At 61.8% G+C, this 22,973-nt stretch carries 15 protein-coding genes; 3 read left to right on the plus strand and 12 right to left on the minus strand.

Annotated features, from left to right (window positions below):
- The first annotated feature begins 44 nt into the window (after positions 1 to 44).
- Positions 45 to 644 (plus strand): flavin reductase family protein, encoded by a 600-nt coding sequence (locus M5C01_RS29075; RefSeq protein WP_152741908.1) that lies wholly within the window; start codon positions 45 to 47, stop codon positions 642 to 644.
- A 1-nt stretch (position 645) separates the two neighbouring features.
- Here M5C01_RS29075 and M5C01_RS29080 read toward each other — a convergent pair whose 3' ends face one another.
- The 9 genes from M5C01_RS29080 to M5C01_RS29120 all read right to left on the minus strand — a co-directional run bounded on the left by M5C01_RS29080 (position 646) and on the right by M5C01_RS29120 (position 16,407).
- Positions 646 to 1,287 (minus strand): LysE family transporter, encoded by a 642-nt coding sequence (locus M5C01_RS29080; protein WP_152741907.1) that lies wholly within the window; start codon positions 1,285 to 1,287, stop codon positions 646 to 648.
- Between the two features lie 140 nt (positions 1,288 to 1,427).
- A complete protein-coding gene (locus M5C01_RS29085; protein ID WP_152741906.1) occupies positions 1,428 to 2,144 on the minus strand; it encodes a hypothetical protein in 717 nt (238 codons plus the stop codon).
- Between the two features lie 3 nt (positions 2,145 to 2,147).
- On the minus strand, positions 2,148 to 6,779 hold the full coding sequence (locus M5C01_RS29090; protein WP_152741905.1) for an RHS repeat-associated core domain-containing protein: 4,632 nt from the start codon (positions 6,777 to 6,779) through the stop codon (positions 2,148 to 2,150).
- A complete protein-coding gene (locus tag M5C01_RS29095) occupies positions 6,776 to 7,546 on the minus strand; it encodes a DUF4123 domain-containing protein (RefSeq protein WP_178130008.1) in 771 nt (256 codons plus the stop codon). Before M5C01_RS29095 ends, M5C01_RS29090 begins: the two co-directional genes overlap by 4 nt.
- Positions 7,536 to 9,566: a type VI secretion system tip protein TssI/VgrG gene (gene tssI / locus M5C01_RS29100; protein WP_152741904.1), complete on the minus strand. Its 2,031-nt coding sequence runs from the start codon at positions 9,564 to 9,566 to the stop codon at positions 7,536 to 7,538. The genes M5C01_RS29095 and tssI overlap by 11 nt, the downstream gene beginning before the upstream one ends.
- A gap of 140 nt (positions 9,567 to 9,706) precedes the next feature.
- On the minus strand, positions 9,707 to 10,222 hold the full coding sequence (locus M5C01_RS29105; RefSeq protein WP_152741903.1) for an Hcp family type VI secretion system effector: 516 nt from the start codon (positions 10,220 to 10,222) through the stop codon (positions 9,707 to 9,709).
- Positions 10,223 to 10,627: 405 nt separating this feature from the next.
- The gene (locus M5C01_RS29110) at positions 10,628 to 12,049 is read right to left on the minus strand and encodes an efflux transporter outer membrane subunit (RefSeq protein ID WP_152741902.1); all 1,422 of its coding nucleotides are present in this window, start codon (positions 12,047 to 12,049) and stop codon (positions 10,628 to 10,630) included.
- The gene (locus tag M5C01_RS29115) at positions 12,033 to 13,196 is read right to left on the minus strand and encodes an efflux RND transporter periplasmic adaptor subunit (protein WP_152741901.1); all 1,164 of its coding nucleotides are present in this window, start codon (positions 13,194 to 13,196) and stop codon (positions 12,033 to 12,035) included. Before M5C01_RS29115 ends, M5C01_RS29110 begins: the two co-directional genes overlap by 17 nt.
- A complete protein-coding gene (locus M5C01_RS29120) occupies positions 13,189 to 16,407 on the minus strand; it encodes an efflux RND transporter permease subunit (protein ID WP_152741900.1) in 3,219 nt (1,072 codons plus the stop codon). The genes M5C01_RS29115 and M5C01_RS29120 overlap by 8 nt, the downstream gene beginning before the upstream one ends.
- 219 nt (positions 16,408 to 16,626) lie before the next feature.
- Between M5C01_RS29120 and M5C01_RS29125 the strand changes: the two genes are divergently transcribed.
- Positions 16,627 to 17,031: a hypothetical protein gene (locus tag M5C01_RS29125; protein WP_103497002.1), complete on the plus strand. Its 405-nt coding sequence runs from the start codon at positions 16,627 to 16,629 to the stop codon at positions 17,029 to 17,031.
- 37 nt (positions 17,032 to 17,068) lie between these two features.
- The gene (locus tag M5C01_RS29130) at positions 17,069 to 17,479 is read left to right on the plus strand and encodes a hypothetical protein (protein WP_152741899.1); all 411 of its coding nucleotides are present in this window, start codon (positions 17,069 to 17,071) and stop codon (positions 17,477 to 17,479) included.
- Here the strand turns inward: M5C01_RS29130 and M5C01_RS29135 are convergent.
- The 3 genes from M5C01_RS29135 to M5C01_RS29145 are packed head-to-tail and all read right to left on the minus strand — an operon-like array spanning position 17,476 to position 22,949.
- Positions 17,476 to 19,509, minus strand: coding sequence for a hypothetical protein (locus M5C01_RS29135; protein WP_152741898.1), 2,034 nt, complete (start codon positions 19,507 to 19,509; stop codon positions 17,476 to 17,478). The genes M5C01_RS29130 and M5C01_RS29135 overlap by 4 nt on opposite strands.
- Before the next feature lie 16 nt (positions 19,510 to 19,525).
- Positions 19,526 to 21,205, minus strand: a complete 1,680-nt coding sequence (locus M5C01_RS29140) for a thiamine pyrophosphate-binding protein (RefSeq protein WP_152741897.1) — start codon at positions 21,203 to 21,205, stop codon at positions 19,526 to 19,528.
- Positions 21,192 to 22,949, minus strand: a complete 1,758-nt coding sequence (locus tag M5C01_RS29145; RefSeq protein WP_152741896.1) for an FAD-dependent oxidoreductase — start codon at positions 22,947 to 22,949, stop codon at positions 21,192 to 21,194. The genes M5C01_RS29140 and M5C01_RS29145 overlap by 14 nt, the downstream gene beginning before the upstream one ends.
- Positions 22,950 to 22,973 lie beyond the last annotated feature (24 nt).

Raw genomic sequence — 22,973 nt, forward strand, 5'->3', positions numbered from 1 at the left:
CCCCTAGGATGTCCACTCTGTATTTTTGCCAGGAAACATTGCTCATGTCCGCCCATCATCGTCTCGCCGTGCCATTGTCCAAAGCCTATCGCCTGCTCAATCACGGTCCTACGGTGCTGGTCAGCGCTGCCCACGATGGCCAGCGCAATATCATGGCGGCCGCCTGGGCCATGCCGTTGGACTTCGAGCCACCGAAGGTCGCGGTGGTGATCGACAAGTCCACCTGGACGCGGCGTCTGCTGGAGGCCTCGGGGACTTTTGTGATCAACGTGCCTTGCGTTGCCCAAGCCGATGTCGTGCAAACCGTCGGTACGACTTCCGGCCTGGAGCTGACCCAGAGTCATAGCCGCGACAAGTTCGATGCCTACGGCCTGGAAACCTTCAAGGCTGAGAAGATCGATGCGCCGATGCTGGAGGGCTGTGTCGCCTGGTTGGAGTGTCGCTTGTTGCCGGAGCCGCACAACCACGAACAGTACGACCTGTTCCTGGCCGAAGTGATTTCAGCCCAGGCTGATTCGCGGGTGTTCAGCGAGGGGCGCTGGCATTTTGAGGGGCATGACGCGTTGCGTACCTTGCACCACGTCGCCGGCGGGCATTTCCTGAAAATCGGCGACGCGGTGGATGGTGAGATTCTGCGGCCCTGACTCAGCGGCTGGCCATCAGATGGGCGCCGAACAGCAGGTAGCAAGTCCCGGCGAAACGATCCAGGCCTTTGCGGCAGCGGCTGTAGAAGGCTGACATCCGCGTACTGGCAAACACCAGGGCCACGCTGGAGTACCAGCAGAAGGACAGGCTGCTCATGATCGCGACGGCCATGGCCAGCAGCGGCGCGGACGGGGAGCTGGGCATGGTGGTGGCGAAGATGGTCGCGACGAACAGCGCCGACTTGGGATTGGTCATATTGCCCAGCAAACCCCGGCTATAGGCGGAGAGCAGGCTGCGTTTGGGTTCGTGGAGCGTGGGTTGCTGGCCGGGATTGGCGGGTTGTTTGCGCAGGAACAGCTTGATGCCGAGGTAGATCAGGTAAGCGCCACCGGCGATCTTCAGCACCAGGTACAGCGATGGCGCGGCGGTGAACAGCGACTTGATCCCCAGCCCACCGGCCAGGCCCCAGAGGATGGTACCCGTGGCGACACCCAGTGCGCAGACCACGCCGTGTTTGCGCGAATTACCGGCGGCGAGCTGGGCGGTGGTGAAGAAATTGGGGCCTGGCGTGACTACGGCGACAGTCCAGAGCAGGGCTAGGGAGATCAGGGGGGCGGTGTACAGGAGGTATTGGTTTTCCATAAGGGCCGTCCAGTTGGGTGATCTACGCCTATGAAGGCGTTGTGCGATAGTCCGTATAAGCGCTTTCACGAAACGTTCGCAGATTTTGCAGTAGATTTCCAGAACTTATTATGTGGATACCTTTTTAAAGAGTAGGTGCGTCATGGAAGATGTGGTTTTTCGTTTTTGTGAGTGCTTCTTTGTGTTGAAAGTTTTGAGATGGACTTGATGTCGAGTTCTTTGTTTATGTATAGGTGAACCAGGTTTTCTGGTATTTCTATATGGTTTTGTTTTTTGATTTCTTGCAATATGGGTGAGGAGTTTTTCTTTGAGCAAATTAACTGTGCTGCTGCATGAGTATCTGAATCCTCAGAAAAAATACAAATAATTAGGTCTTCGTAAGTCTTCATTAACTTGTTAATGTGTCTGCTTGATAGCTCCTTGTCAGCATGGCTGAAAGCTGTCCATAAGTCTTTCGCTGTTTTTTTGTTGTTTTTTAGAAAGAGAAGAGCTGTTGAGTCTGGGTCCATATATGTTTCGATATCTACGTCTCTGTCGGCTTTGGCTATGATTTTTATATAAGAGTATATTCCTGTTTTTTCATTTTTACTTAGGAAGTCGTCAGGTAGCATCTTCTCTCTCAAGCTTTTTTGTGCTATGTACTCATGGCTTTTTGATTGGAAATTGCTGAATCCTGATGAACTCCACCTGAACCGAGTAGGCCACGTGTTTAAAAGTGCTTTCTCAATGTCACGCCAGGTTTTTTTTAATTCACCTAAGGAATTTCCCAAAATTGTAATTGTGCAAGCATTTTTGCATTCTATTTTATCTGTTCGGGTCCAGCGCCTAACTCCTGGATAATAGATGTAAGGGTTCATGTATTACCTTTTAAAATATGTGTGTGAGTCGTTGCCGATGTGGAGTGGCATTTTTATTTTGTCTTTATTCCGTATTTCGCTATTGAAGTGAGGTCCATGGTTGTCTAGTTTGTGCCCTCGCGAATGCTCTCGCAGAGTGACTTTGGTTTTGTCAGACATTTCAAATATGTATTCCCTGGACTCTGTATAGCGATCTTGGTCTGTGAGTGGGATTTTCTCCACTCTATCCGGATGCCTATGTTTGGGAATTCCTGCAATTTCCTTTGCCCTTCTGAACGCCCCATTTCTGGATAACTGACTGTCATATCCCTTCGGCGGTTCAGGTTCCCCGTGGTCGACCCGAGAGCTGCCAAGGTCATCCGGTTTCTGTCCGGGCTGACAGTTTTTACCTGTCCCCGGACAATTCCGGCTCAACCCCAACGGATCCACCCACCCCGTAGGGTTGGGCGCGTACTGGTAGCTGTTCAGCCCGCCGGCCAGTTTGATCGGGTCGGGGGTGAGGTAGCGGCCTGTTTCGGGATTGTAGTAGCGATGCCGGTTGTAGTGTAAGCCGGTTTCTGTATCGAAATACTGGCCCTGGAAACGCAGCGGGTTGTCGATATCCGCGCGGTCGAGGTGGGCTACCCGGCCATAGGCGTGGTAGCGCGCCGCCCAGCGGATATTGCCGGCTTCGTCCGTCAGTTCCTGCGGTGTGCCCAGGTGGTCGAGCTGGTAATGAAACGCCTCGACCTGCTCCGATCCCTCGCCGTTGAGCAGGGCCAGGGGCCGGAAACTGTCCGGCTCGTACAGGTAACTGCGGTAATGCGCCGGGCCGCTTTCGGCAATCAGCCGGTCGCCTTGCCAGAGGTATTCGGTGGTCCGGCCCGCGCAGGTCTTGGCAATACGGCGGCCAAAGGCGTCGTAGTGGTAGCTGACCGTGCTGCCATCCGGCAGGCTGACGCCGGTCAGTCGGTGCTGGCAGTCATAGCGGTATTCGGTAACGAGCTGTGGCTCGCTCCCATTGCGTTCACGGACCAGATTGCCAAAGGCGTCATAGTCGAAATGGCTATGACCACGGGACAGCAGGCGGTTGCCCCGGGTTCGCGCCATGCGTGGACTGTCGCCCAGCAGATTGCCGGCGGGATCGTGAACGAAACGTTCGCAGGGATCGCCACGGACTTCGCTCAGTCGATCCAGCGGGTCGTACTGGTAACGGCGCAGGCCGTGGCGGCTGTCGTCGATACTCGCCAGATTGCCGTTGGCTTCATAGGCGTAGAAACGCTGGTAACGCCCGCTATTGTCCTGGCTGAGGCGGTGTTTCAGCAGCCGACCTTGTTCGTCGTAACGGTAATGGCTGAGCAACTGACCCTGTTGGCGCAGGCGCTCGCGTCCGGCCTCGAAGCGGTGGCGGGTCAGGTGCCGGCCGTTGAGGTCGACACCGATCAGTCTCCCGCCCGGTAAGTAGCGATAATCGATCAGGTTGCCGTCCGGCAAACGGCAGTGAATCAACTGTCCCACGGCATCGTAGCGATAACGCTGCGTAGCCCAACCCTGGTGTTCGCTGGTCAGGCGATCCTGGTTGTCGTAGCCGTAGGTCAGCGGCCAGTGCCCGTCATCGACGCTGACCAGACGGCCCAGCCCATCGTAGTGATAGTGGATCTTCTGGCCATCGGCGAGGCTCTTGAGCCGCAAGCGTCCAGTACTGTCGCGTTGGTAGCCGGTGACGAGCTCGCTGCCATCGTCGCCGAACTCCTTTTTCTCCAGCAGATGGCCGTTGAGGTCGTAGGCGTAGGCTGTGCGCCGGCCATCGAAGCCGGTTTCCTCGCGGATCAGGCCGTTGGGGTAATAGTCGAGGCGGTAATGCTCGCCACGTTCGTTCTCGATTTCGCTGAGCAGCAGCCGGGCGTTGTCGTAGCGATAGCGCAGCTGGCTGCCGTCGGGGTTGTGGCGACGACTGACCTGGTGCAAGTCGTCCGCGTATTCATAACGGGTCACCCGCCCCAGTTCATCGGTTTCGGCGGTGATCTTGCCGTAGGCGTTGTAGCTGAAGCGGCGCTTGGCCCCGCCGGGCATTTCAACCTGGGTCAGGCGGCCAATGGCGTCCCACGTGTAGCGGGTGACGGCCCCGTCCGGTGCCTGTCGGCTGGTTTGCCGACCTTGTTCGTCGTAGCCGTATTTCAGCAGGCTGCCGTCGGGCAGGCGTTCTTCCAGCAGGTGACCGAGTCGGTCCCAACTGAGGCTGTGCCGGCTGCCATCCGGATGACGGATCTCGCTCAGCAGGCCCCGGCGTTCGTATTCATACTCGGTGACCTGGCCCGCAGGGTCGGTCGTGCGGGTGATATCACCCTGTGGGTTACGGGCATATTTCCAGCGTGCCTGGCCACGTTGCACGCTGCACAGATGGCCGTTGTGATACTCGTAGAAGGTCGGTTCGTCTTCCGGCGGAATAACGGCCAGCAGCCGGCCGGCTTCGCTGTAGCGGTATTCGGTAATGGCGCCCAGGGCATCCTTTTCGGCAATCAGCCGGCCTTGGGCGTCGTAGTCCTTGTGTTGCTCGGCGCCATCGGCATCGACCTTGCGGATCAGCCGCGCCCGCTCATCGTGGACAAAGACTTCTTCGCTGCCATCGATGTGCCGGGCAGTGACGCTGCCGTCGTCGTCCCAGATGTAGCGGCTGTCCATCTGCGCAAAACTGGCCCAGTGGCGTACGCAGCGGGCCCGCTTGCCCACGCCTTGCCACTCCCAGTAGAACGCGGCACCGCCGGCCAACTGGCGCTCACGAATGACGTGATGTTCGTCATAGGCGTAGCGCTCGCACTCGTCGACGGCATTGGCAGCTTCGATCAGGTGGCCCTGGTCGTCGTAGCGATAGCGCACCAGCGTGCGCAAGGTCTGCCAGCCCTCGGAGAGATAAGCGCCGGGCTGTTCCTGCTGATACTCGACCGCGACGATACGGCTACGGTCGTAACGCAACAGCAGGGCGCGTCCGAGGCCGTTGTCCAGGCGTTGGATGCGGCCCTCGAGGTCATGGCTGATGCTCAGTCGATTGCCATGCCGGTCACTCAGGGAAAACAGTCGGGCGCCGTACCGGTCGCACTTGAAGTGATAGAACCAGGGCGTGCTACCGGCCTGGGTCAGGATCAGTTCATCGGGCGTATCGCCCAGGTAGATCGCCGCCTCGCTCAGGCTGTTGTGAATGGCCGGCCGTTGGGTACTGGGACGAGGGAAGTGGATGGAGCGGTTTTCCTGGTCGGTCCAGATAACCTCGTCGCCGTCGAACCTCAGGCTGTGGGCCAACCCATGGCTCCAGCCCGGACCGAGGCCCTGGCGGGTTTCCACGGCACTGGTGCGATACAGTCGGCTCCAGGAAAACGGCAAGGGGCCGTCCAGCTCACCGTCGACCAGGGTCAGCAGTTCCTCCCCGGTAACCATCGACACCGGGCAACCCTGGGTCTGGGTCTTGTCCGCGCGCTCGGCGCTCTGGCCGTTGGGGTTGCCGGCTTGTCGCGGAACGTCGTCGAGGTGTTCGGTCTGGCGCAGCGTGGCGTTTTTGCGCCCATCCCAACGTATTTGCAGGACACCCTGTTTCTGCGCGCCCGCCACACCCCGAGCCGCGACGGCCTTGTAACGACCGACATAACCCATGAATCCATCGAGCAGGTTGAACAGGCCCTGGATAAAACGGGTGCCGGCTTCCACCATCTGGCTGCCGTACTTCTTCAGGCGCAGGGCCAGATAGGCAACGCCAGCGCCCGCCGCCGCGACGGTAAGCACCAACCCCAGAAGCAAGTCGATCAGCACGGAGACCAGGGTGCTCGCCACGACATGCGCGCTGTCTCCGGCGAGCTGGCTTGGCGGCAGCGACGCCAGCCAGATCGCGGCGGTGCGCAACAACAGAAAGAGCGCGGCTTCATCGCTGGCCAGCAACAGGGCCTTTTCCATCACGGCGGGTGCCCGTCGAGCGAGGTCGGCCAGCTCCTGGGCACCACTGCCCAGGCGATCAACATAGGCGAGGGGGTCCTTGAGGATGTCGAGCACCAGCTCGAGCCCTTCCCATACCCCCTTGATCGCTTCCCAACTGCCGCTGGCCAGGCCTTCACCGACGGCCAGCAGCGCCGTCGAGGCGGTCTGCGACGACCATTGCGGTTTGAAGCCGCTCCATTCGCGACGCAACCAGGTTTCCAGGTCCTGGGTCAGGTCCGCGTAGGCGGCGAACAGGGCGTCGACCTGCTCGGACGTGACGCCGCCTTGCACCCGTACCCGATAAAACTGACCCGGCTGGCCCTGGAAGCTGCCTTTGCCCTGGGCATCAAGCAGGATCGGGGTCGCAGGACCACCGTCGACGGAGATGACGTCGACCAGCAGATCGCCCAGTGGAATCTCGTGGACCGACTCGAACAGGCTCTCGATGTTCAGCACGCCGCTGGCCGGGCACTGTGCGACATTGGACAGGAAGTCGCGGTCCTGGAGACCGACGACCTTGTGGCTGTCGCCGAAGCGGATGACCCGGTCCATACCCAGCAGTGAAGGCAGGTCCGCGGCATGGCTGACCTGATCCAGTGCTTGGGCGTACCAACTGCGGGTCTGTTGGTGATAGAGCGTCAGACTGTCCTTGAAATCGTCGAGTTGTGTTTCGATGTAGTCGACGCGGTTCATCTGTCTGCCTCCCTGGCTGAAAACTCCCCGCTCGCCAGTTCCCGGGTGAGATAGGCGAGCAGGGCCTTCTGGCGGGCGGGACCGGGCGCCGAACGCTCCAGGAAACGGGCGATCTTGTGTCGCAGGTGGGGGATGGGCGCGGCGTCATACAGCGCCGGATGGTCTTCGCTCAGCCACTGCAGGCTGTTGTCAATCAGGGTTTCGGGGCTCGCCCCGGACAGGTGTTCCAGCAGCAACGGCGGAACCTCCCACCAGGGAAAGGTCCTGGCTTCGCGCCTGACCGCGGTGGCGAGCGTTCGCGCCTGGCCGTTGATGAGATAGCGACTCACGCCCGGCAGCAGCTCACCGGCCTCGGCGCCGAGAAAGTCGAGGGTCGGCAACCATTGGCGGCCGTCCCAGAAGCGGAAGAACACCGGGTTGCCCGTCGGCAGCTTCACCTGGGTCAGCCCGCGCAGGTGCGCCACGAGCTGTTCCGGGGTATTCGACGACACCGCAAGCCAGCCCCAATCCTGGTAGCCGGTGTCGGCGATCCACGACAGAAACGGGCTTTGCGCCGTGAGTTCGAGGACATAAGGCATCACCTCAAACCAATCGGCATAAGGTGTGTCCCTCCAGACCGGCAGGGGGGCCAGTGGGCTGCCGATCTTGCGCAAGGCCGCCAGAGGCTTGGCCCCGCTGGCGTCGCCGAGTATCAGATAGAGCCGTTCGTGAGGGGTAAGCGGGACCTGGGCCAGCCAGCGCTCGGGTGTCAGGAGGTCAGAGCTCACAGACACCTGCCTTGCACTTCTCGCACTCTTCGCAGAACGCCGCGCCACGCAGCAGGGTGGTCAGTTGCGCCATGGACAAAGGCGCTGCGGGGAGAGGGCGGTCAATGGCCTGGAACAGACCGGGCAGCAAGGTGGCAACCCGAGTGCCGACACCCGGCACCGCCCCGGCATCAGCGTTCGGTTCCGGGCTCAGGGTGATGCCGCTGCCATCGATCCTGATAAAGCTGCCGCCGACCTTGAGGGTCAGTTCACTACCGGCCTCGACTACCACCCGGGCACCACTTTTGAGGTGGATCTCCTCGGCGGCCTGGAGCAGATAACCGTGGCCGAGTCGCATATGCCGGTTCTGGCCGATATTCAGGTGATCGTCGGCCCGTACCTCGGTCTTGCGATCGGCCGAGGTGCTGCGATGTTCGTCGGCCTTGAGTTCGCGGTAGCTGTTGGCGGTCACGCTGTCGTGGCGTTCATGACCGATCTGGATGAACTGGTCGTGTTCGACCACCTGTTGCCAGTCACGCTGGGCGTGCAGGTAGATATGCTCCTGGCCCTTGCGGTCTTCGATGCGCAGCTCGTTGAAGCCGCCACCGCCGGGTGAACTGAGGGTCTTGAAGACGCTGCGGGTCTTGTGGGCGGGTAACTCGTAGGGCGGTCGGTTGCGCCCATGGTGCAGGCAACCGGTAATCAGCGGCTGATCCGGGTCGCCTTCGAGAAAACTCACCAGCACTTCCATGCCGACACGGGGGAGGCTCACCGCACCATGGCCGTTTCCGGCCCAGGCCGAGGCGACCCTCAACCAGCCACTGCTGGAGTCGTTGTGGGTCGCAGCCCGATCCCAGTGGAACTGCACCTTGATCCGGCCATGGGCATCGCAATGGATCTCTTCGCCCGGCGGACCCGTGACCACGGCGGTCTGGCTGCCATCGATGCGTGGTTTCGGGTGGCTCGGTGCGGGGCGAAAAGGCGTGTCGCCGGGCAGGGCGCGGAAGCTGTTTCGATAGCCCTGCCGGAAGCCGTCCGCCGTGTTGGCGGTGGCGGTGAGCTCTTCCAGGACTTGCGGTTGCCGGCCTTCGTGGTTGATTTCGGTCAACAGCCAGAGGGCATTCCAGTCGTCGTTCGGGTGTTCGCTGAGCGTCAGCAGATGGCCGCTCGACAGAACGGGGATATCGCTTCGGCCCTGGGCTTGGCGGAAGGTGCAGCGGTGTCGCTCCAGGGCTCGTTGAGCCCGTTGTTTACGATGCCGCGGGTCGATACCGAGCGCCGGGAAGGCATAGTCCTCGAGATCTGGCAGCTGTTCGCCGCGACTGATCTGTTCAAGGGGCCGGCCGGGATTCTCGAAGTCGTAGTCCCGTCGCGCGACGCCGCTGATGCGGGTTTCCAGGCGCACGTTGAAGTGCTTGATGACCGTGGTCGAAGCTGCCAGGCCACTGTCTGTTTGATAACGCCGAGGCGCTTGCGTGGGGAAAAACGCCTGGTCGTCGCCAAACACCAGGGTGTGGCTGCCGGGGTCATGCTGGAAGTGGAAATGCAGGCCTTCTTCTTCGCACAGACGCTGGATGAAGTGCAGGTCGGACTCCCGATACTGCACGCAATATTCCCGCTCTGGATAGTGGCCACCGAGGTGGAAGCGGTAGTGGTTGCTGAACAGGCCGTGGTCGTTGAGCACCCGCGCGATGATTTGCGGGGTACTGAGGTGCTGGAAGATGCGCTGGTTGATACGGTGTTCGAGGTCGGCAAGGCGTGGGCGCAGGCAGGCCTGGTAATGCGCCAGGCGTCTGCCCCGTGCCCCTTGGGCGACGCGATGGAACTGCCCGTGGATACCCGCACCCGAGGTGCAGAGTCTGAGAAAGGCTTGCTTGTGCAGCAGGCTTTGCAGATCGAGATCCCGCTCGGCCACCAGCTCCAGATCGAAGCTGAAGGGCTGGTTCAGGGCCTCACGGCCTGTGAAGGCGGCGACCTGCAATGGGTGTTCGAAGTCCTCGACGGTCAGGCTGAAGCGAGGTTGATTGGCCGGCGCTGGCATATATTCCTCCTTGGAAAACCCTTTGGCGTGAAATCAGGGCCGCACGAAACCTTCGCCAATGCCGAGGCCGTAGCGCGCCAAAGGGTTTGAGGGAACGGTGGAAGGCGTCGTCGGCCAGGCCGAACGACGCCAAAGGGCAATCAGATCACCGGGGAGCGCCAGTCATCGGAGGCTGAGGTGCCCGCGACTTCGTGGGTCCAGGTGATCTTGCGGTAGCTGAAGAACACGTCTTCCAGATGGGTGAAGTGCGCCTGGTTCGGGTCCTGGCAGTTGGGCATGCGCGATTTCACGTCGACGACGATGGCGTCTTCCAGCTCGATGGTGAAATAGTGTTCCTGGGTGCCGGAGGAGGAGGTGCGGTACCACTCCAGGCGGCATTTGGTCAGTTTTTCCCCGCTGGTCAGGGCGCTGAAGATCAGCGGCGAGGACTTGTCGAAGACCTTGCTGATCATCAGGGGCTGGTGCACGCGCTGGCCGGTCGGTTGCCCGGACTGCGGGTCGCGAGGGATGGTGACGTCGTGGGCGAAGCCCTGGACCAGGATCTGGTCTTCATGACCTTCCTGGTAGATGTTTCCGACCGAGTCCTGGGTAAAGGTACCCGCGGTGATCAGGCCTTGCTTGGTGCCCTGCAGGGTCAGGTAGGCAGGTGTTGGCATGGATGAATTCCTTGTCCGAAGAGGTGCTGTTTGCCATCAAGGGAAACTCGATGGGTTCGCAGGTCTACAGATCAAGAGTTGTGCCTGTTATTTATGTATTGTTTAAAAACAAACAGTTACTTTGATTTTATAGAAGATTTCTAGATTTAAAGGGTGTTTCTTCAGGAAAAGTGCGCAAGGTGTTGCGCATGAGCGGGCAGGAAGTTGCCAGATGGATGGGGGCCTTGTGTTGCAGGCGCTGCGGAGCTGGAGGCGGTGTTTTTCATCCCAGGGGTGGGACAGAAGTTGCGCAGTCAGGAAACGAGGTCTCTCTTACGCCACGAGACCTGAGCTGGCTTGCCAGCGATAGCGGTGGTGAAGGTGACATCGCAATCGCCGGCAAGCTGGCTCCTACAGGAACCGCGTTCAGCCCTGGGCGCTCCAACCACCACCCAGGGCGGCCATCAGGCCGATGCTGGCCTGCAGCTGTCGGGTCTGCAACGCCTGCAACTGTCGCTGGGTCTGCAATGCCGCCGTCTGCGCCGTCACCACATCCAGGTAGTTCACGGCCCCGGCCTGGTAGCTGTTCATCGCCAAGGTCTGGGTGTTCTGCGCGGCATTGACCGCCGCTTGCTCATCCAGGGCCTCGCGCTGCAAGTCGCGCAGTTGCGCCAGGTTGTCCTCGACTTCGCGCACCGCGCGCAGGACCTGGCTGCGGTAATGGGCCGAAGCCTCGTCGAATTCGGCCTTGGCCTGATGCTCCTGGGCACTGAGACGACCGCCGTCGAAGATCGGCAGGTTGACCAGCGGCCCCAACGCCCAGTAGCGATTACCCGTCGACAGCAGGCTGCCGCTGCCCTGGGTCTGGCCGCCGAGCAGGCCGGTCAGGCTGAAGTCCGGGTACCAGGCGGCCTTGGCCACGCCGATCCCGGCATTGGCGGCAAACACCCGGCGTTCCGCCGCGGCGATATCCGGACGGCGTTGCAGCAAGCCGCTGGGCAGGGCGCCGGGTACCTTGGGAATGGTCAGGATTGCCTGGGTCGGCGGTAACTGGAAATCACTGGCCGGTTCACCCACCAGCTCGGCTATCGCGTGTTCGGCCAGGTTGCGTTGGCCGCGCACGTCGTCCAGTTGTGCCTGGGCCTCGGCCAGTTGGCTCTGGGCACGGGTCAGGTCGAGTTCCGAAGCGATCTGGCCCTGGTAGCGGTCACGGGTCAGTTGCAGCGCCTGGGTGTAGTCATCCAGGGAACTGCTGAGAATCCGACTCTGGGCGTCCAGTCCATTGAGCTGGATATACAAGGTCGCCAATTGCTGTTGCAGGCTCAGGCGCGCCACCGCCAGGTCGTCGCCGGAGGCCTGGGCCTGGGCATCGCCGGCGGCCACCTGGTTGCGAATTCGTCCCCACAGGTCGAGGTCGAAGTTCAGCGCAAAGCCTGCGGTGTTGCTGTTGTATACCGCCGGCTGGGTGCTGCCGCGCAACGGGCGATTGTCCGATTGGCGCTGGCGCAGGGGCTGCGCGCTGGCGCTGATCTGCGGGAACAGCCCGGCGTGCAACTGGCTCGCATAGGCCTGGGCACCGTCGTAGTGTGCCAGGGCGGCGGCCAGGTCAGGGTTGGCCTTGAGCAGGCGCTGCTGCAGGTCGTTGAGGCGTGAGTCCTGGAACAGCGACCACCATTGTTCCGACAGCTTGTCGCCCGGTTGTGCCAGGTGCCATGGGCCGTCGCTGGTCTGTTCGCGATAGTGCTCCGGCAAGTCGAGTTGCGGCGGCTTGTAGGTCGGTGCCAGGGAACAGCCCTGCAAGGCCGCGATCATCAAGAGCCAGGCGCTGAGCTTAAGCCTTGGGGACATGTTGGCCTCCGGCGTCGGCGAGTTTTACCGGGTCGCCTTCGCGCAGGGCGTCCGGCGGGTTGTCGATCACGGTGTCGGCGGGTTTCAGGCCCTGGTCGATGACCAGGCGCTCACCCAGGTCCAGGCCGATGTGGATGTCACGCAGGTGCACATGGGACTGGGCGTCCAGCACCGCCACCTGGGTGCCCTGGGCACGGAAGATCAAGGCGCTGGCCGGAATGCTGACGCCATGGGTGTCCGCCGGGATCGGCAGGGTCGCCTCGGCATAGTCGCCGGGCAGCAGGACGTTGTCCGGGTTCTCGGCGACGAACTGTGCCAGCAGGGTGCCGGAGCGCGAGTCGATCGCGGTGGAGTTGCCCAGCAATTTTGCGTTGAACTGCTGGCCCGGATGTTCCGGCACCGTCAGCTTCACCTCGAGACCGGGACGGATCACGCTGGCATAGTTCTGCGGGATCGGTACGTAGAGCCGCAGTTGGTGGGTGTCGGCGATATCGAACAGTTCCGGATCGCTGTCGTTGTCGGCCTTGATCAACTGGCCGATATCGGTGTTGCGGGCGGTGATGGTGCCGGCGAAGGGCGCGCGAATGGTCTTGTACGCTTCCAGTGCCGACAGCCGCGCGTAGTCGGCGGCGGCGGCTTCGACATTGGCCTTGGCCGCGGCGGCATTGGAGCTTTTTTCATCGGCCTCCTGGCGTGATACCGAATGGGTCGCCACCAGGTTCTGCCAACGGGTGGCGGTGGTTTCGGCCAGGCGCGCATTGGCCTGTTCCTGCACCAGGTGGGCATGGGCCTGGGCGACCTGCTGGTCGAGATCCGGGCTGTCGATTTCGGCGAGTATCTGGCCGGCCTTGACCTGGCTGCCGATGTCGGTTTTCCAGTCTTTCAGGTAGCCGCTGACCCGTGCATGGATCGGCGCCTTGCTCCAGGCTTCGAGGTGGGCCGGCAGGCGCAGGGTGTCGCCGGCGGCGTTCTGCGCCGGCTTGAAGACGCTGACCATGGGGATGGCGGCGGTTTCGGTCCAGGCGGTCACGGATTTTTCGTGGCGGGTTCGCGCGGCAATCCCGTTGGCGACCAGCAAGGCGGCCAGGGTCAGACCGCCGACGCCCATGTAAAGCAGGCGTTTGCCCGAAGGTTTGCGATCAGTCATGGGTGTTTTCTCCAGCTACGGCGCGAATAGGTCGGCGGCCATGCACCAGGCTGAACACCACGGGGACGAACAGCAGGGTGGCAGTGGTCGCCAGGATCAGACCGCCGATCACGGCGCGTCCGAGGGGGGCGTTCTGTTCTTCGGAAAGGGCCAGCGGCAACATGCCGATGATCATCGCCAGGGCCGTCATGCAAACCGGACGGAAACGGGTGTAGCCGGCTTCCAGGGCGGCCTTGAGGGCATCGCCGTGTTCGGCCAGGCGTTCGCGACAGAAGCTCACCACCAGGATCGAGTTGGCGGTGGCCACGCCCATGCAGAGGATGGCCCCGGTCAGGGCCGGCACCGACAACGAGGTGCCGCTCAAGAACAGCATCCAGACAATCCCGGCGAGGGCCGCGGGCAGGGCGGTGATGATCACGAACGGGTCGACCCAGGACTGGAAGTTGACCACGATCAGCAGGTAGATCAGCACCACCGCGCCGAGCAGGCCGAAGCTCAGGCCTCCGAAGGCTTCATGGAGGGCGTCGATCTGTCCGTGCAGGCTGACAATCGCGCCCTTGGGCCGCAAGGACGAGGCATCGTCGAGGATCTTCTGGATGTCATGGGCAACCGCGCCGAGGTCTCGGCCTTGCACGCTGGCGTAGATGTCCAGGGTCGGCTGGATGTTGTAGTGGGTCACCACCGCAGGGCTCTGCACCCGATTGATGGTTGCCAGGCCGCCGAGGATCTGCGACTGGCCGTTGCTACCGGTGACCGGCAGTGCTTCCAGTGATGGCAGGCTGTCCAGGCGGTATTGCGGAGTGGCCGCGACCACGCCATAGGACACACCGTTGGCCGGGTTGAGCCAGAAGGTCGGCGCCACCTGGGAGCTGCCGGCCAGGGAGGCGACCATGCTGTTGGTGACGTCACGCTCGGTAATGCCCAGGCCCTTGGCGCGCATGCGGTCGACCTTCACTTCCAGCGACGGGTAGCCGACCGATTGCTGGATCCGCAGGTCGGCGATCCCCGGTACGTGTTGCAGGCGTCGTTGCAGTTCGAGGGCGAAGACGCGGTTTTCCTCGGCACTGCGTCCGGAGATTTTCACGTCCAGCGGGGCCGGTGCGCCGAAGTTGAGGATTTGGCTGCTGATATCCGCCGGGAGGAAGGCGAACTGGCTGCCGGGGAAGCTTTCCGGCAAAGCCGTGCGCAGCTTTTTCACGTAGTCGGCGGTGGGCTGGTGATCGGCCTTGAGGGTGACCTGGATATCGCCATCCTGCGGGCCGATGGTGCCGCTGCTGCTATAGGCCATGTCGATACCGCTCAACGGAATACCGATGTTGTCGACGATGTTGTCCAGTTCCTCGGCGGGAATCACCTCGCGGATCCGTGCTTCGATACGGTCGAAGGTCGCGGCGCTTTCTTCGATTCGCGTACCCAGCGGCAGGCGTACGTGCAGGGCCAGGGCACCGGCGTCGGTGGCCGGGAAGAAGTCTTCGCCCAGGCTCGGCAGCAGGCTGAAGGAGGCCAGCACACAGGCGAGGAAACCCAGCAGGAAGCGCTTGCGGCAACCCAGCGCCAGGGTCAGCAGGCCATGGTAGACGTCACGTACCGTGGAGAAGCCGCGCTCGAAGCCCTGCTGGAAATTCAGTGCGCCTTGCAGCAGGCGGTTGCGTGGCTTGCGGTGCTGTTCGCCTTCGTGATGGTTGATAAATTCATCTTCGGGATGATGACCGCTGCCGCCCTCGACCATATGGGGCTTGAGCAGGAACATCGCCAGGGTCGGCACCAGGGTCCGCGAGAGGATGAAGGAACTGGCCATGGCGAAGATCACCGCCAGGGCCATCGGCCGGAACAGGAAGCCGGCGATGCCTTGCAGCATGAACATCGGTACGAACACGATGCAGATACACAGCAGCGAAACGAAGGCCGGGCCGACGATCTGTTTCGCGCCGTCGAGGATCGCATCGTTGACCGCCTTGCCCTGTTCCAGGTGCCAGTTGATGTTCTCGATGGTCACCGTCGCATCGTCCACCAGGATCCCCACCGCCAGCGCCAGACCACCGAGGGTCATGACGTTGAGGGTCTGGCCGGTGGCGGCCAGCAGGGCGATGGCCGAGAGCACCGCCAATGGAATCGAGGCGGTAATGATCAGGGTCGAGCGCCAGCTGCCAAGGAACAGCAGGATCATCGCACTGGTCAGCAGGGCGGCGATGATGCCTTCGCGGGCCACGCTGCCCACCGACTGCTTGACGAACACCGAAGCGTCGCCCAGCAGCGAGGTCTTGAGCTCCGGCGGCAGGGTTTCATTGATCAGCGGCAGCATGTTGCGGATGTTGTCGACGATCGACAGGGTGGAAATATTGCCGTTCTTCATCGCCGGCATCAGCACCGCGCGGCGGCCATCGACCCGCACGATATTGGTCTGTGGCGGTGAGCCGTCACGCACGTGGGCCACCTGGCCGATGGTGATCAGGGCGCCGTCGACGGTTTTGATCGGCAGGTCGTTGAGTTCTTCGATGACTTTCGGGCTGTTGTTCAGCAGCACGGTGTATTCGTAGGGGCCGAGTTTGGCGGTACCCACCGGAATGATCTGGTTCTGCGCGGCCAGGGCATTGCCCACATCCTGCGCCGAGAGGCCCTTGGCGGCCAGCGCCTGGGGATCGAGGTCGAGGGTGATCTGGCGTTGCTTGCCGCCCATCGGCGTCGGAATTGCCAGGCCCGGAACGGAGGTCAGTGGCAGGCGGATATTGTTCTGTACCAGGTCACGAATCTTCGCTTCAGACAGCGTCGGACTGGAAAACGCCATCTGCAGGATCGGCACCGTCGAGGCGCTGTAGTTGAGGATCAGCGGCGGGGTGATCCCCGGCGGCATTTGCTTGAGCACGGTCTGCGAGACCGCGGTCACCTGGGCGTTGGCGGTGCGGATGTCCACTCCCGGTTGAAAGAAGATCTTGACGATGCCCATGCCCGGTAGCGATTGCGACTCGATATGTTCGATGTCGTTGACCGTGGAGCTCAAGGAGCGTTCGTAGGTGTAGATCACCCGGCCGGCCATGTCCTCGGGGGACAGGCCGTTGTATTGCCAGACCACTGCGACCACCGGGATACCGATATCGGGAAACACATCGGTGGGGGTACGCATGGCCGCCAGCGGCCCGATGATGCAGATGAATATCGCCAACACGATAAACGTGTAGGGCTTGAGCAGTGCGGTCTTTACCAGCCCGAGCATGCCTGAACCTCCGGGGAGTGGAATTGCAAACACCGGCAGTCTTGCGTCTGGAACTTAACGTTTAGCTTTCACCAACATGAAGGATCTTTTAGATAAGGACTGAAAATCCCTTCATGTGTGTTCATTTGTACAAGAGCCTCTAGTCCGCCACTCTTTGCCTCGATTAGACGGATTTTCCGTCCAGCGATAAAGCACTTGAAGATGAGAGGAATTCATTCAATGACACTTAAGCCGCTGATGCTGATTTCGACCCTTGGACTGGTTTGCCTGCTGTCTGCCTGCGCAGCGCCAGTGCCCAAGGCTGATCCGAGCGAAGCCTGGATCGGCCTGGGGCAGGAGTCGAGCGACGACCTGCTGGCAGAGCGTGTGGATGGCAAGCGCGTCGATGACGGCCGCTACTTCGAAGTGGCGCCGGGCAAGCACGATCTGAAAGTGCTCCTGGTCCAGGGGGCCAACGGCAATACCGAACAGCCCGAGTGCACCGGTCAGGTGGACTACGACCAGTTCAAGGCCGGCAAGCGCTATCACCTGGTGGAGTCGGGATCGGGTGCGGATGTAGGGGCTGAGCTGGTGAACGACCAAGGCGTGACCGTGGCCCATTCCAGGAAGTTTTCCTGCATTTAACCGCTGACAGCTTTTTCATTTTTTGAGGTAGAACACCATGACATTCAAACCCCTGATGCTGATTCCAACCCTGGGCCTGGCTTTTCTGCTGTCCGCGTGTGCCGGCCCGATGCCGAAAGCGGATCCGAGCGAAGCCTGGATCGGTCTGCAAAATGAAGCGCCGAACGACATGCTCGCCGAGAAGGTCGATGGCAAGAAAATCGATGACGGGCGTTTCTTCGAAGTGCCACCTGGCGCCCACAAGCTGGACGTGATGCTGGTGGAGATGCCGTGGGGCGATGGCAACCAGCAGGATTGTTCGGGTGAAGTCAGCTTCAACCAGTTCAAGGCCGGCGAGCACTACAAGCTGGTGGAGTCGAGCCTGGGCCAGGAAGTCAACGCGCGCCTGATGGATTCCCATGGCAAGCAAGTCGCCGAGACCGGCGACTTCCAGTGCCTGCCGGGCTAGTCGCCGGCTTTCAGAACCGCTTGTGTGGTGAAGCCAGACGGCGCGGCGCTGATGGTTGCGTTGCGCCAGGCGGTCTGCAGTTGTTTGTCGAGCAGCGCCGGCACCGGCTTGTCCGGCTGTTGTTGCAGGCTGAGCTTCAGCCCGTTGAGCGAACGACCACTGAGGCGATTGCCCATCAGGTCTTCACGGAAAACCTTCTCGGCTTCGGCCGCCTTGCCCTGGGCCAACAGTGCGTAGCCCAGGGACTCACGCAAGGTGTAATACCAGTCCGGCGGCTCGTTATAGCTCAGTGCGTCCTGGATGGAGACCGCCTTGCGCCAGGCGCCGATGATCTGTTCCTGGTTATCGCCCTGGAGTGACTTGAGGTCAGTGGCCAAGGCCTGTGAGGGATCCTTGCCAAACACCTTCGCAGCGGTTTCCCGCAGTGACGCCAAGTCCAGCTTGCCGTGGCTGCTGTCCTGGGCCTTGTTCAGCAGGATCAGGTTGGCGATGCGAAACAGCTCCGAGGCCTTGTTATTGCCGTAGTTGAGAGCCGGTGTGGCTTTCAGGGTATCGGTCACCGCCTGCCAGTAGCCCTTGAGCGCGTCGTTGACCTTCTCCTTGTCCGCCCCGTCCTCGGCCAACTGCCGATAAGCCTTGGCATAAGCGGCCATTACCCGGGTGTAAGGCGCGGTCAGTGGCTGCCAATCCTTGTCGGCCTGGGTGCAGGTCTCGTTGATGGTCTTCAGACCCTGCTCGATCTTCGGTTCGATACGCTCCAGCGCTGCCCAGTCCTGGAAGCGCACGGCAAAGTAATAGGGCACGGCATAGAAGTAGTCCGACTTGGTGCGGATCTCGTCGGGGTACTGCTTGCAGAGGAACTCCAGCGCCGAATACTGCGTGGTGTTCTCCACCAGTTCCTCGGCCATGTTCATGGCTTCGTTCTGACGGCCTTCGATGGACAGGGTCCAGATCAGGAAGTGAATGTTGTGGCCCAGGTAATGCAACGGGTAGGGGCTCTGCGGGCCGACCTGATGGGCGTAGGCCCGGTCCACCGAAACCGCCGTGTAGTTGGCGACGCTGGCCAGGGCGTTATTGCCGGTGCGCTGGTAGATATGCGAGGCCATGTGCACCAGGTGGCCGATGGCCGGATTCTGGTCGCGGAAGCGATTGGCCATGGGCAACCCGTTGTCGGGGAACGGCGACTCCTCGATGGCGTGGATATAGAAGTGATTGGCACCGGTGTGCAGCTTGTCCTGCACCAGTACGCGGTTGAGCACTTGCAGCGCCTGATAGGCCGCCGGCGTCGGGTGGACCTGATCGGAGACCGCCTCCTCGCCGTCCCACCATTTCCAGGGTGTCAGATTGAGCAGGGCGTCGGCGTAGAGGGTGGCGGCATCGAGGTCGTCGAAATAGGTCTGCGACAGTTCTTTCATGGCGTCGGCGTAGTGCTGTTTGCCGTCGCCGTCGAGGCTGACCTGGCCGTCCTTGAGGGTATAGGCGCTCAGGAACGCCTTGGCGTAATCGACTTCACGCTGCAACTGCCCTTCGCTGAAACGGGCCTTGGCGTCCGGGTCCTTGAAGCGGGCATTGGCGTGTTCCAGGGCGATCTGCGCCGAGCGATAGGCCAACTGGTCGCAACCGGGGGTGGCGTCGCTGTTGATATTGGAGTTGGCCGACAGAGCAATACCCCAATAAGGCATCGCCGAGCCTTCGTCGAACCGGCTGGCCTGGTAGAAGGCGCGGATCGCTTCGGAGAAGTTGAAGCCGTATTGCAGGGCCATGCCCTGGCTATAGAAAGCTTCGACCCGGTCGGCGTCCTTCAGGCTGACCATGGGGTAGCGCGTGCCGCCCAGGCCCGAGAGCAACTGGCCCTGTTCGGTGTCCTTCTGGCTGACGCATTGGTGCAGGACTTCGAGGTACGGGGTGTCCGGCGAGACGGGTGTGAAACGTTTCGGAGTTTCGGCCGTTTCAGGCCCGTGGGTATGGGCCTGGGCCACGGACAGGCCGGTGAGCAGCAGGGCAGCGACAGCAAGACGCAATACAGCCATGTAGTGAATGCTCCTTTCAGGACGCGAGTCGTTCGATCTGGGGCGCAAGGTCTTTTTGCGGAATGACCACTTGGACCAGCACGGTCTCGTCGATCACCAGCAGTTTGAGCAGCAGTTCGCGCAACTCACCCAGGGTCGAGACCTTGTAGCCCTTGGCGCCGAAACCCTGGGCCAAGGCCAGGTAATCCCAGCTGGGCAGGATGTCGAACGCTGCGAACTCGCCGTGTTCCTTGAAGGCGTTGATGTTCACAAAGGCCTGCTCGATGGCGTAGACCTCGTTGCTCATGACGAACACCACGGCATTCACGCGATTGCGCACCAGGGTCGACAGCGACTGGCACATCATCATGAAGCCGCCGTCGCCGGCGACCACCAGCGGCCGGCGCTGGCCACCCATGGCCACTCCCAGGGCACAGCCGGTCTCGTGACCGAGGGAACCCCAGATGGCATCGGCGACAAAGCTGTTCTCGGGCATGCCCATGATATTGCTGGCGGCGTACAGCGCCGAGCTTTCACCGAGGATCAGCGCGCTGTTGTCCCACAGGCGTTGCTCCCGGGCGAAATCGGCGAGGGTGTCGAGGAACCGCTCGTAACTCAGGGGCGTGTCATGGTCGGTTGCCTTGAGCAGCGGCGAGAGCGGTTCGCGCGGGCGCAGGGGCAGCGGGAAATCATCGTCCAGGCCGAGTGCGCTGGTCAGCGCGGTGAGGTACTGCGGCAGCGGAACATGGGGGTAGTACTGCAAGCCGGTGCGGGCCAGCTGGGTGTTGACCAGGATGATCTGGCCGAAATCCTTTTTCAGCAGTTGCAGGTAGTCGTCGGTGAAGATGACCCCGATGGCCAGGATGCAATCGGTCTGGTCCACCAACTCCTGGGTCCACAGCCGTGAGGCGGTGCCGGCATAGGTGCCGATAAATTGCGGGTGGTTCTCGTCGACAACGGTCTTGGCTTCCAATGAGGTGGTGAACGACAGGCCGCTGGCTTCGATCAGGTGCAGCGCCTGCTTTTGCAGGCCGAAACGGGCGATCTCGATGCCGAGCATGATCAACGGCTTTTTCGCCTCGCGCAGGCGTTGCACCGAGGTCTCGACCGCCGCTTCCAGGGACAGCAGATCGCAGGCGGCCGGCACGGCAGACAGTTCGCCGACGGGTTCCTCGCAAGGTTCGCCCCAGACGTTCTGCCAGGCTTCCAGGTAGATCGGCCGACGCTGGCTGATGGCGGCGACCAGCGCCCGGTCGATCAGTGCCGGTGCGGTGCGGCTGTCGTCCAGCAGTTCGCAGGCGACGGTGATGTTCTCGAACACCTTGCGCCCGACGTCCAGGTCGCCGGTGGAGTGGTGGAACAGGACGTCCGCCGCCCAGATGATCTGGCGATTCTTCGCCGACGGACTGGCACTGATAACCACCACCGGATTGCGCTCGACATAGGCGCCGGCAATGGCATTCACCGCGCTGAAGGTGCCGACACCGTATTGCAGCGATACCGCGCCGATCCCGGCATAACGGGCGTAACCGTCGGCGGCGTAGGCGGCGCTCATTTCATTGACTTCACCGACCGGCTGGATATCGGCGGATTTCTCCAGGGCGTCCATAAATCCCGACACGTAATCGCCGGGGACCTGGAACACCTTGTGCACACCCAGTTGAAGGAGTCGTGCCAGCAGGTAGTCAGCGACAGTAAAGTCTCTACGTATTGCCATGGTCGATCCCCTTATAGGCAAATTGAGTCACTTCATTCAGGGTGTCCGCGCAGTCCTTGCAGGCCGGGCGCTGGCCCGGTTGCAGGGCACAGCCGTCGGGTGTCGGCACTGGCAGCAGGGCGTAGTGCTTGGGTAACCAGGTCGGACGCTTGAGCCCGAAGAAGTCCTGGAGTGTCGATTCGGCCACGGTCAGGGCGCCTTCGACCCAACCCTGGCCATAGGAGTAGGCCTCGCCGACGATATGGATCTGCTGGTTTTCCACCGGCCGGCGCATGCGGCAGATGATCTGGTCGAGCCGGTAATTGGCTTTCCATTCATGCCAGCCGCCGCCGTACGGATCGGCGTCCCAAGCGTGATAGACCGCCGAGTAGGGGCGCGGCAGTTCCACCTGGTCATGGACCTGGGTGACCTGCATCTGCGCTACCCGGACCATTTCGTCGCTGACGGTGAACTGGGTCCTGGGCACCACCGGTTCGGCCTTGAGCAGGCCGGCCAGGTTGACAGGCGTGTGGCCAACAAAGGGCGCACCGCCTTCCAGGCCTTTCCAGAACGGTACGGTGCCGATGTCGTTGTAGGAGGCCATCAGCAACGAGTTGAGCGTCGGTTCGCCGCCTTTCTGCTCGCATTCGGTGCCCATGTAGTAGATCTGCCGCACCGGCAGGTCGGTGACCGAACGCCCGGCCACCAAGCCGAGGGCGCGCCACCAGGGTTGCTCGTAGGCAAGGAAGAGTTTGAAGGCCGATTGCACCAGCACCGAGCCGAGATTGTCCTTGAGCCAGGGATCGCTGAAGAACGGCGAGTCGATCAGTTCCAGGGACCGGCGGGGCATGGCCAGGATGATTTTCTTCGCCTTGACCACGGACTGGCCGCCGCTGTCGCGGGTACTGCCGTCCACCGTGGTGGTGGCCTGGAAGTGCAGGCGGTAGGGGAAGTCGGCGTCCTTGGCGTAGCTGATGGCGGTTAGCCGCTGGTTCATCTGTACCCGTTGCTTGCCCGGCAGTTTTCCGGGCAGCTTGGCGAACTTTGCCGCCAGGGTCAGGGGCAGGCTCTGGAAACCCTTGGTCAGGGTCAGGAACTCGGTGGTGTCCTTGTATTCGGTGGCCGGCAGCTGGGTCACGGCGCTGGCGTTGGCGACGTTGGCGTCATAGCCGCCGGCGTCTTTCATGAACTGGTAACCCTCATTGCTCATCACCCGGTAGAGCAGGTCCCAGAAGCCGTACCGCCAGATTTCCTTGCCGAACACGCTGACCTGCATCTGCTGGCACAGGTTGAGTTTGTCGAAGCCGGGGTAGACGTAGTTCATCACCTTGACCTGCAAGTCCTCGGGGCAGAAGCCGCGCTCGGACCAGGCCAGGTCGTAGGGGATTTTTTCCGGGGCTTCGACGAAGTCGCGATAACGGAAGCGCTTGCCGCGCAGGTAGAACAGGTTGTTCTTCGAATAGACCGGCTTGGGCGCGCCCATGGGGAAATCCTGGCTGGGCAGCTTGAGGTGCTTGACCAGGCTGTCCACCACCACATGGCCGTCAGGGCCCGGGATGTAGCGCATGCCGCCGACCTCGGCGACCACATTGGGCAAGCCTGGCAGGGTGATACTGAACAGGCGTCCGCCGATCCGGTCGCTGTATTCGAACAAGGCAATGTTCTGCGTATCGCCATGAACCTGCTGCAGACGCCAGGCGCTGTAGCAACCTGAGACGCCACCGCCGACCACCGCCACATCAAGTTCCAGTTCTTGCGACTTCATGGCGAACTCCATTTCGAGGAGAAG

Source organism: Pseudomonas sp. MWU12-2319, assembly GCF_023242525.1.
GTDB lineage: Bacteria > Pseudomonadota > Gammaproteobacteria > Pseudomonadales > Pseudomonadaceae > Aquipseudomonas > Aquipseudomonas gingeri_D.

Bases quoted from the DNA above. Each gene is read 5' to 3' on its own strand.
- tssI (WP_152741904.1), bottom strand. From the start codon at position 9,566: ATGCCAGCGCCGGCCAATCAACCTCGCTTCAGCCTGACCGTCGAGGAC.
- M5C01_RS29120 (WP_152741900.1), bottom strand. From the start codon at position 16,407: ATGCTCGGGCTGGTAAAGACCGCACTGCTCAAGCCCTACACGTTTATC.
- M5C01_RS29085 (WP_152741906.1), bottom strand. From the start codon at position 2,144: ATGAACCCTTACATCTATTATCCAGGAGTTAGGCGCTGGACCCGAACA.
- M5C01_RS29110 (WP_152741902.1), bottom strand. From the start codon at position 12,049: ATGTCCCCAAGGCTTAAGCTCAGCGCCTGGCTCTTGATGATCGCGGCC.
- M5C01_RS29140 (WP_152741897.1), bottom strand. From the start codon at position 21,205: ATGGCAATACGTAGAGACTTTACTGTCGCTGACTACCTGCTGGCACGA.
- M5C01_RS29075 (WP_152741908.1), top strand. From the start codon at position 45: ATGTCCGCCCATCATCGTCTCGCCGTGCCATTGTCCAAAGCCTATCGC.
- M5C01_RS29115 (WP_152741901.1), bottom strand. From the start codon at position 13,196: ATGACTGATCGCAAACCTTCGGGCAAACGCCTGCTTTACATGGGCGTC.
- M5C01_RS29090 (WP_152741905.1), bottom strand. From the start codon at position 6,779: ATGAACCGCGTCGACTACATCGAAACACAACTCGACGATTTCAAGGAC.
- M5C01_RS29130 (WP_152741899.1), top strand. From the start codon at position 17,069: ATGACATTCAAACCCCTGATGCTGATTCCAACCCTGGGCCTGGCTTTT.
- M5C01_RS29145 (WP_152741896.1), bottom strand. From the start codon at position 22,949: ATGAAGTCGCAAGAACTGGAACTTGATGTGGCGGTGGTCGGCGGTGGC.
- M5C01_RS29105 (WP_152741903.1), bottom strand. From the start codon at position 10,222: ATGCCAACACCTGCCTACCTGACCCTGCAGGGCACCAAGCAAGGCCTG.
- M5C01_RS29080 (WP_152741907.1), bottom strand. From the start codon at position 1,287: ATGGAAAACCAATACCTCCTGTACACCGCCCCCCTGATCTCCCTAGCC.
- M5C01_RS29135 (WP_152741898.1), bottom strand. From the start codon at position 19,509: ATGGCTGTATTGCGTCTTGCTGTCGCTGCCCTGCTGCTCACCGGCCTG.
- M5C01_RS29125 (WP_103497002.1), top strand. From the start codon at position 16,627: ATGACACTTAAGCCGCTGATGCTGATTTCGACCCTTGGACTGGTTTGC.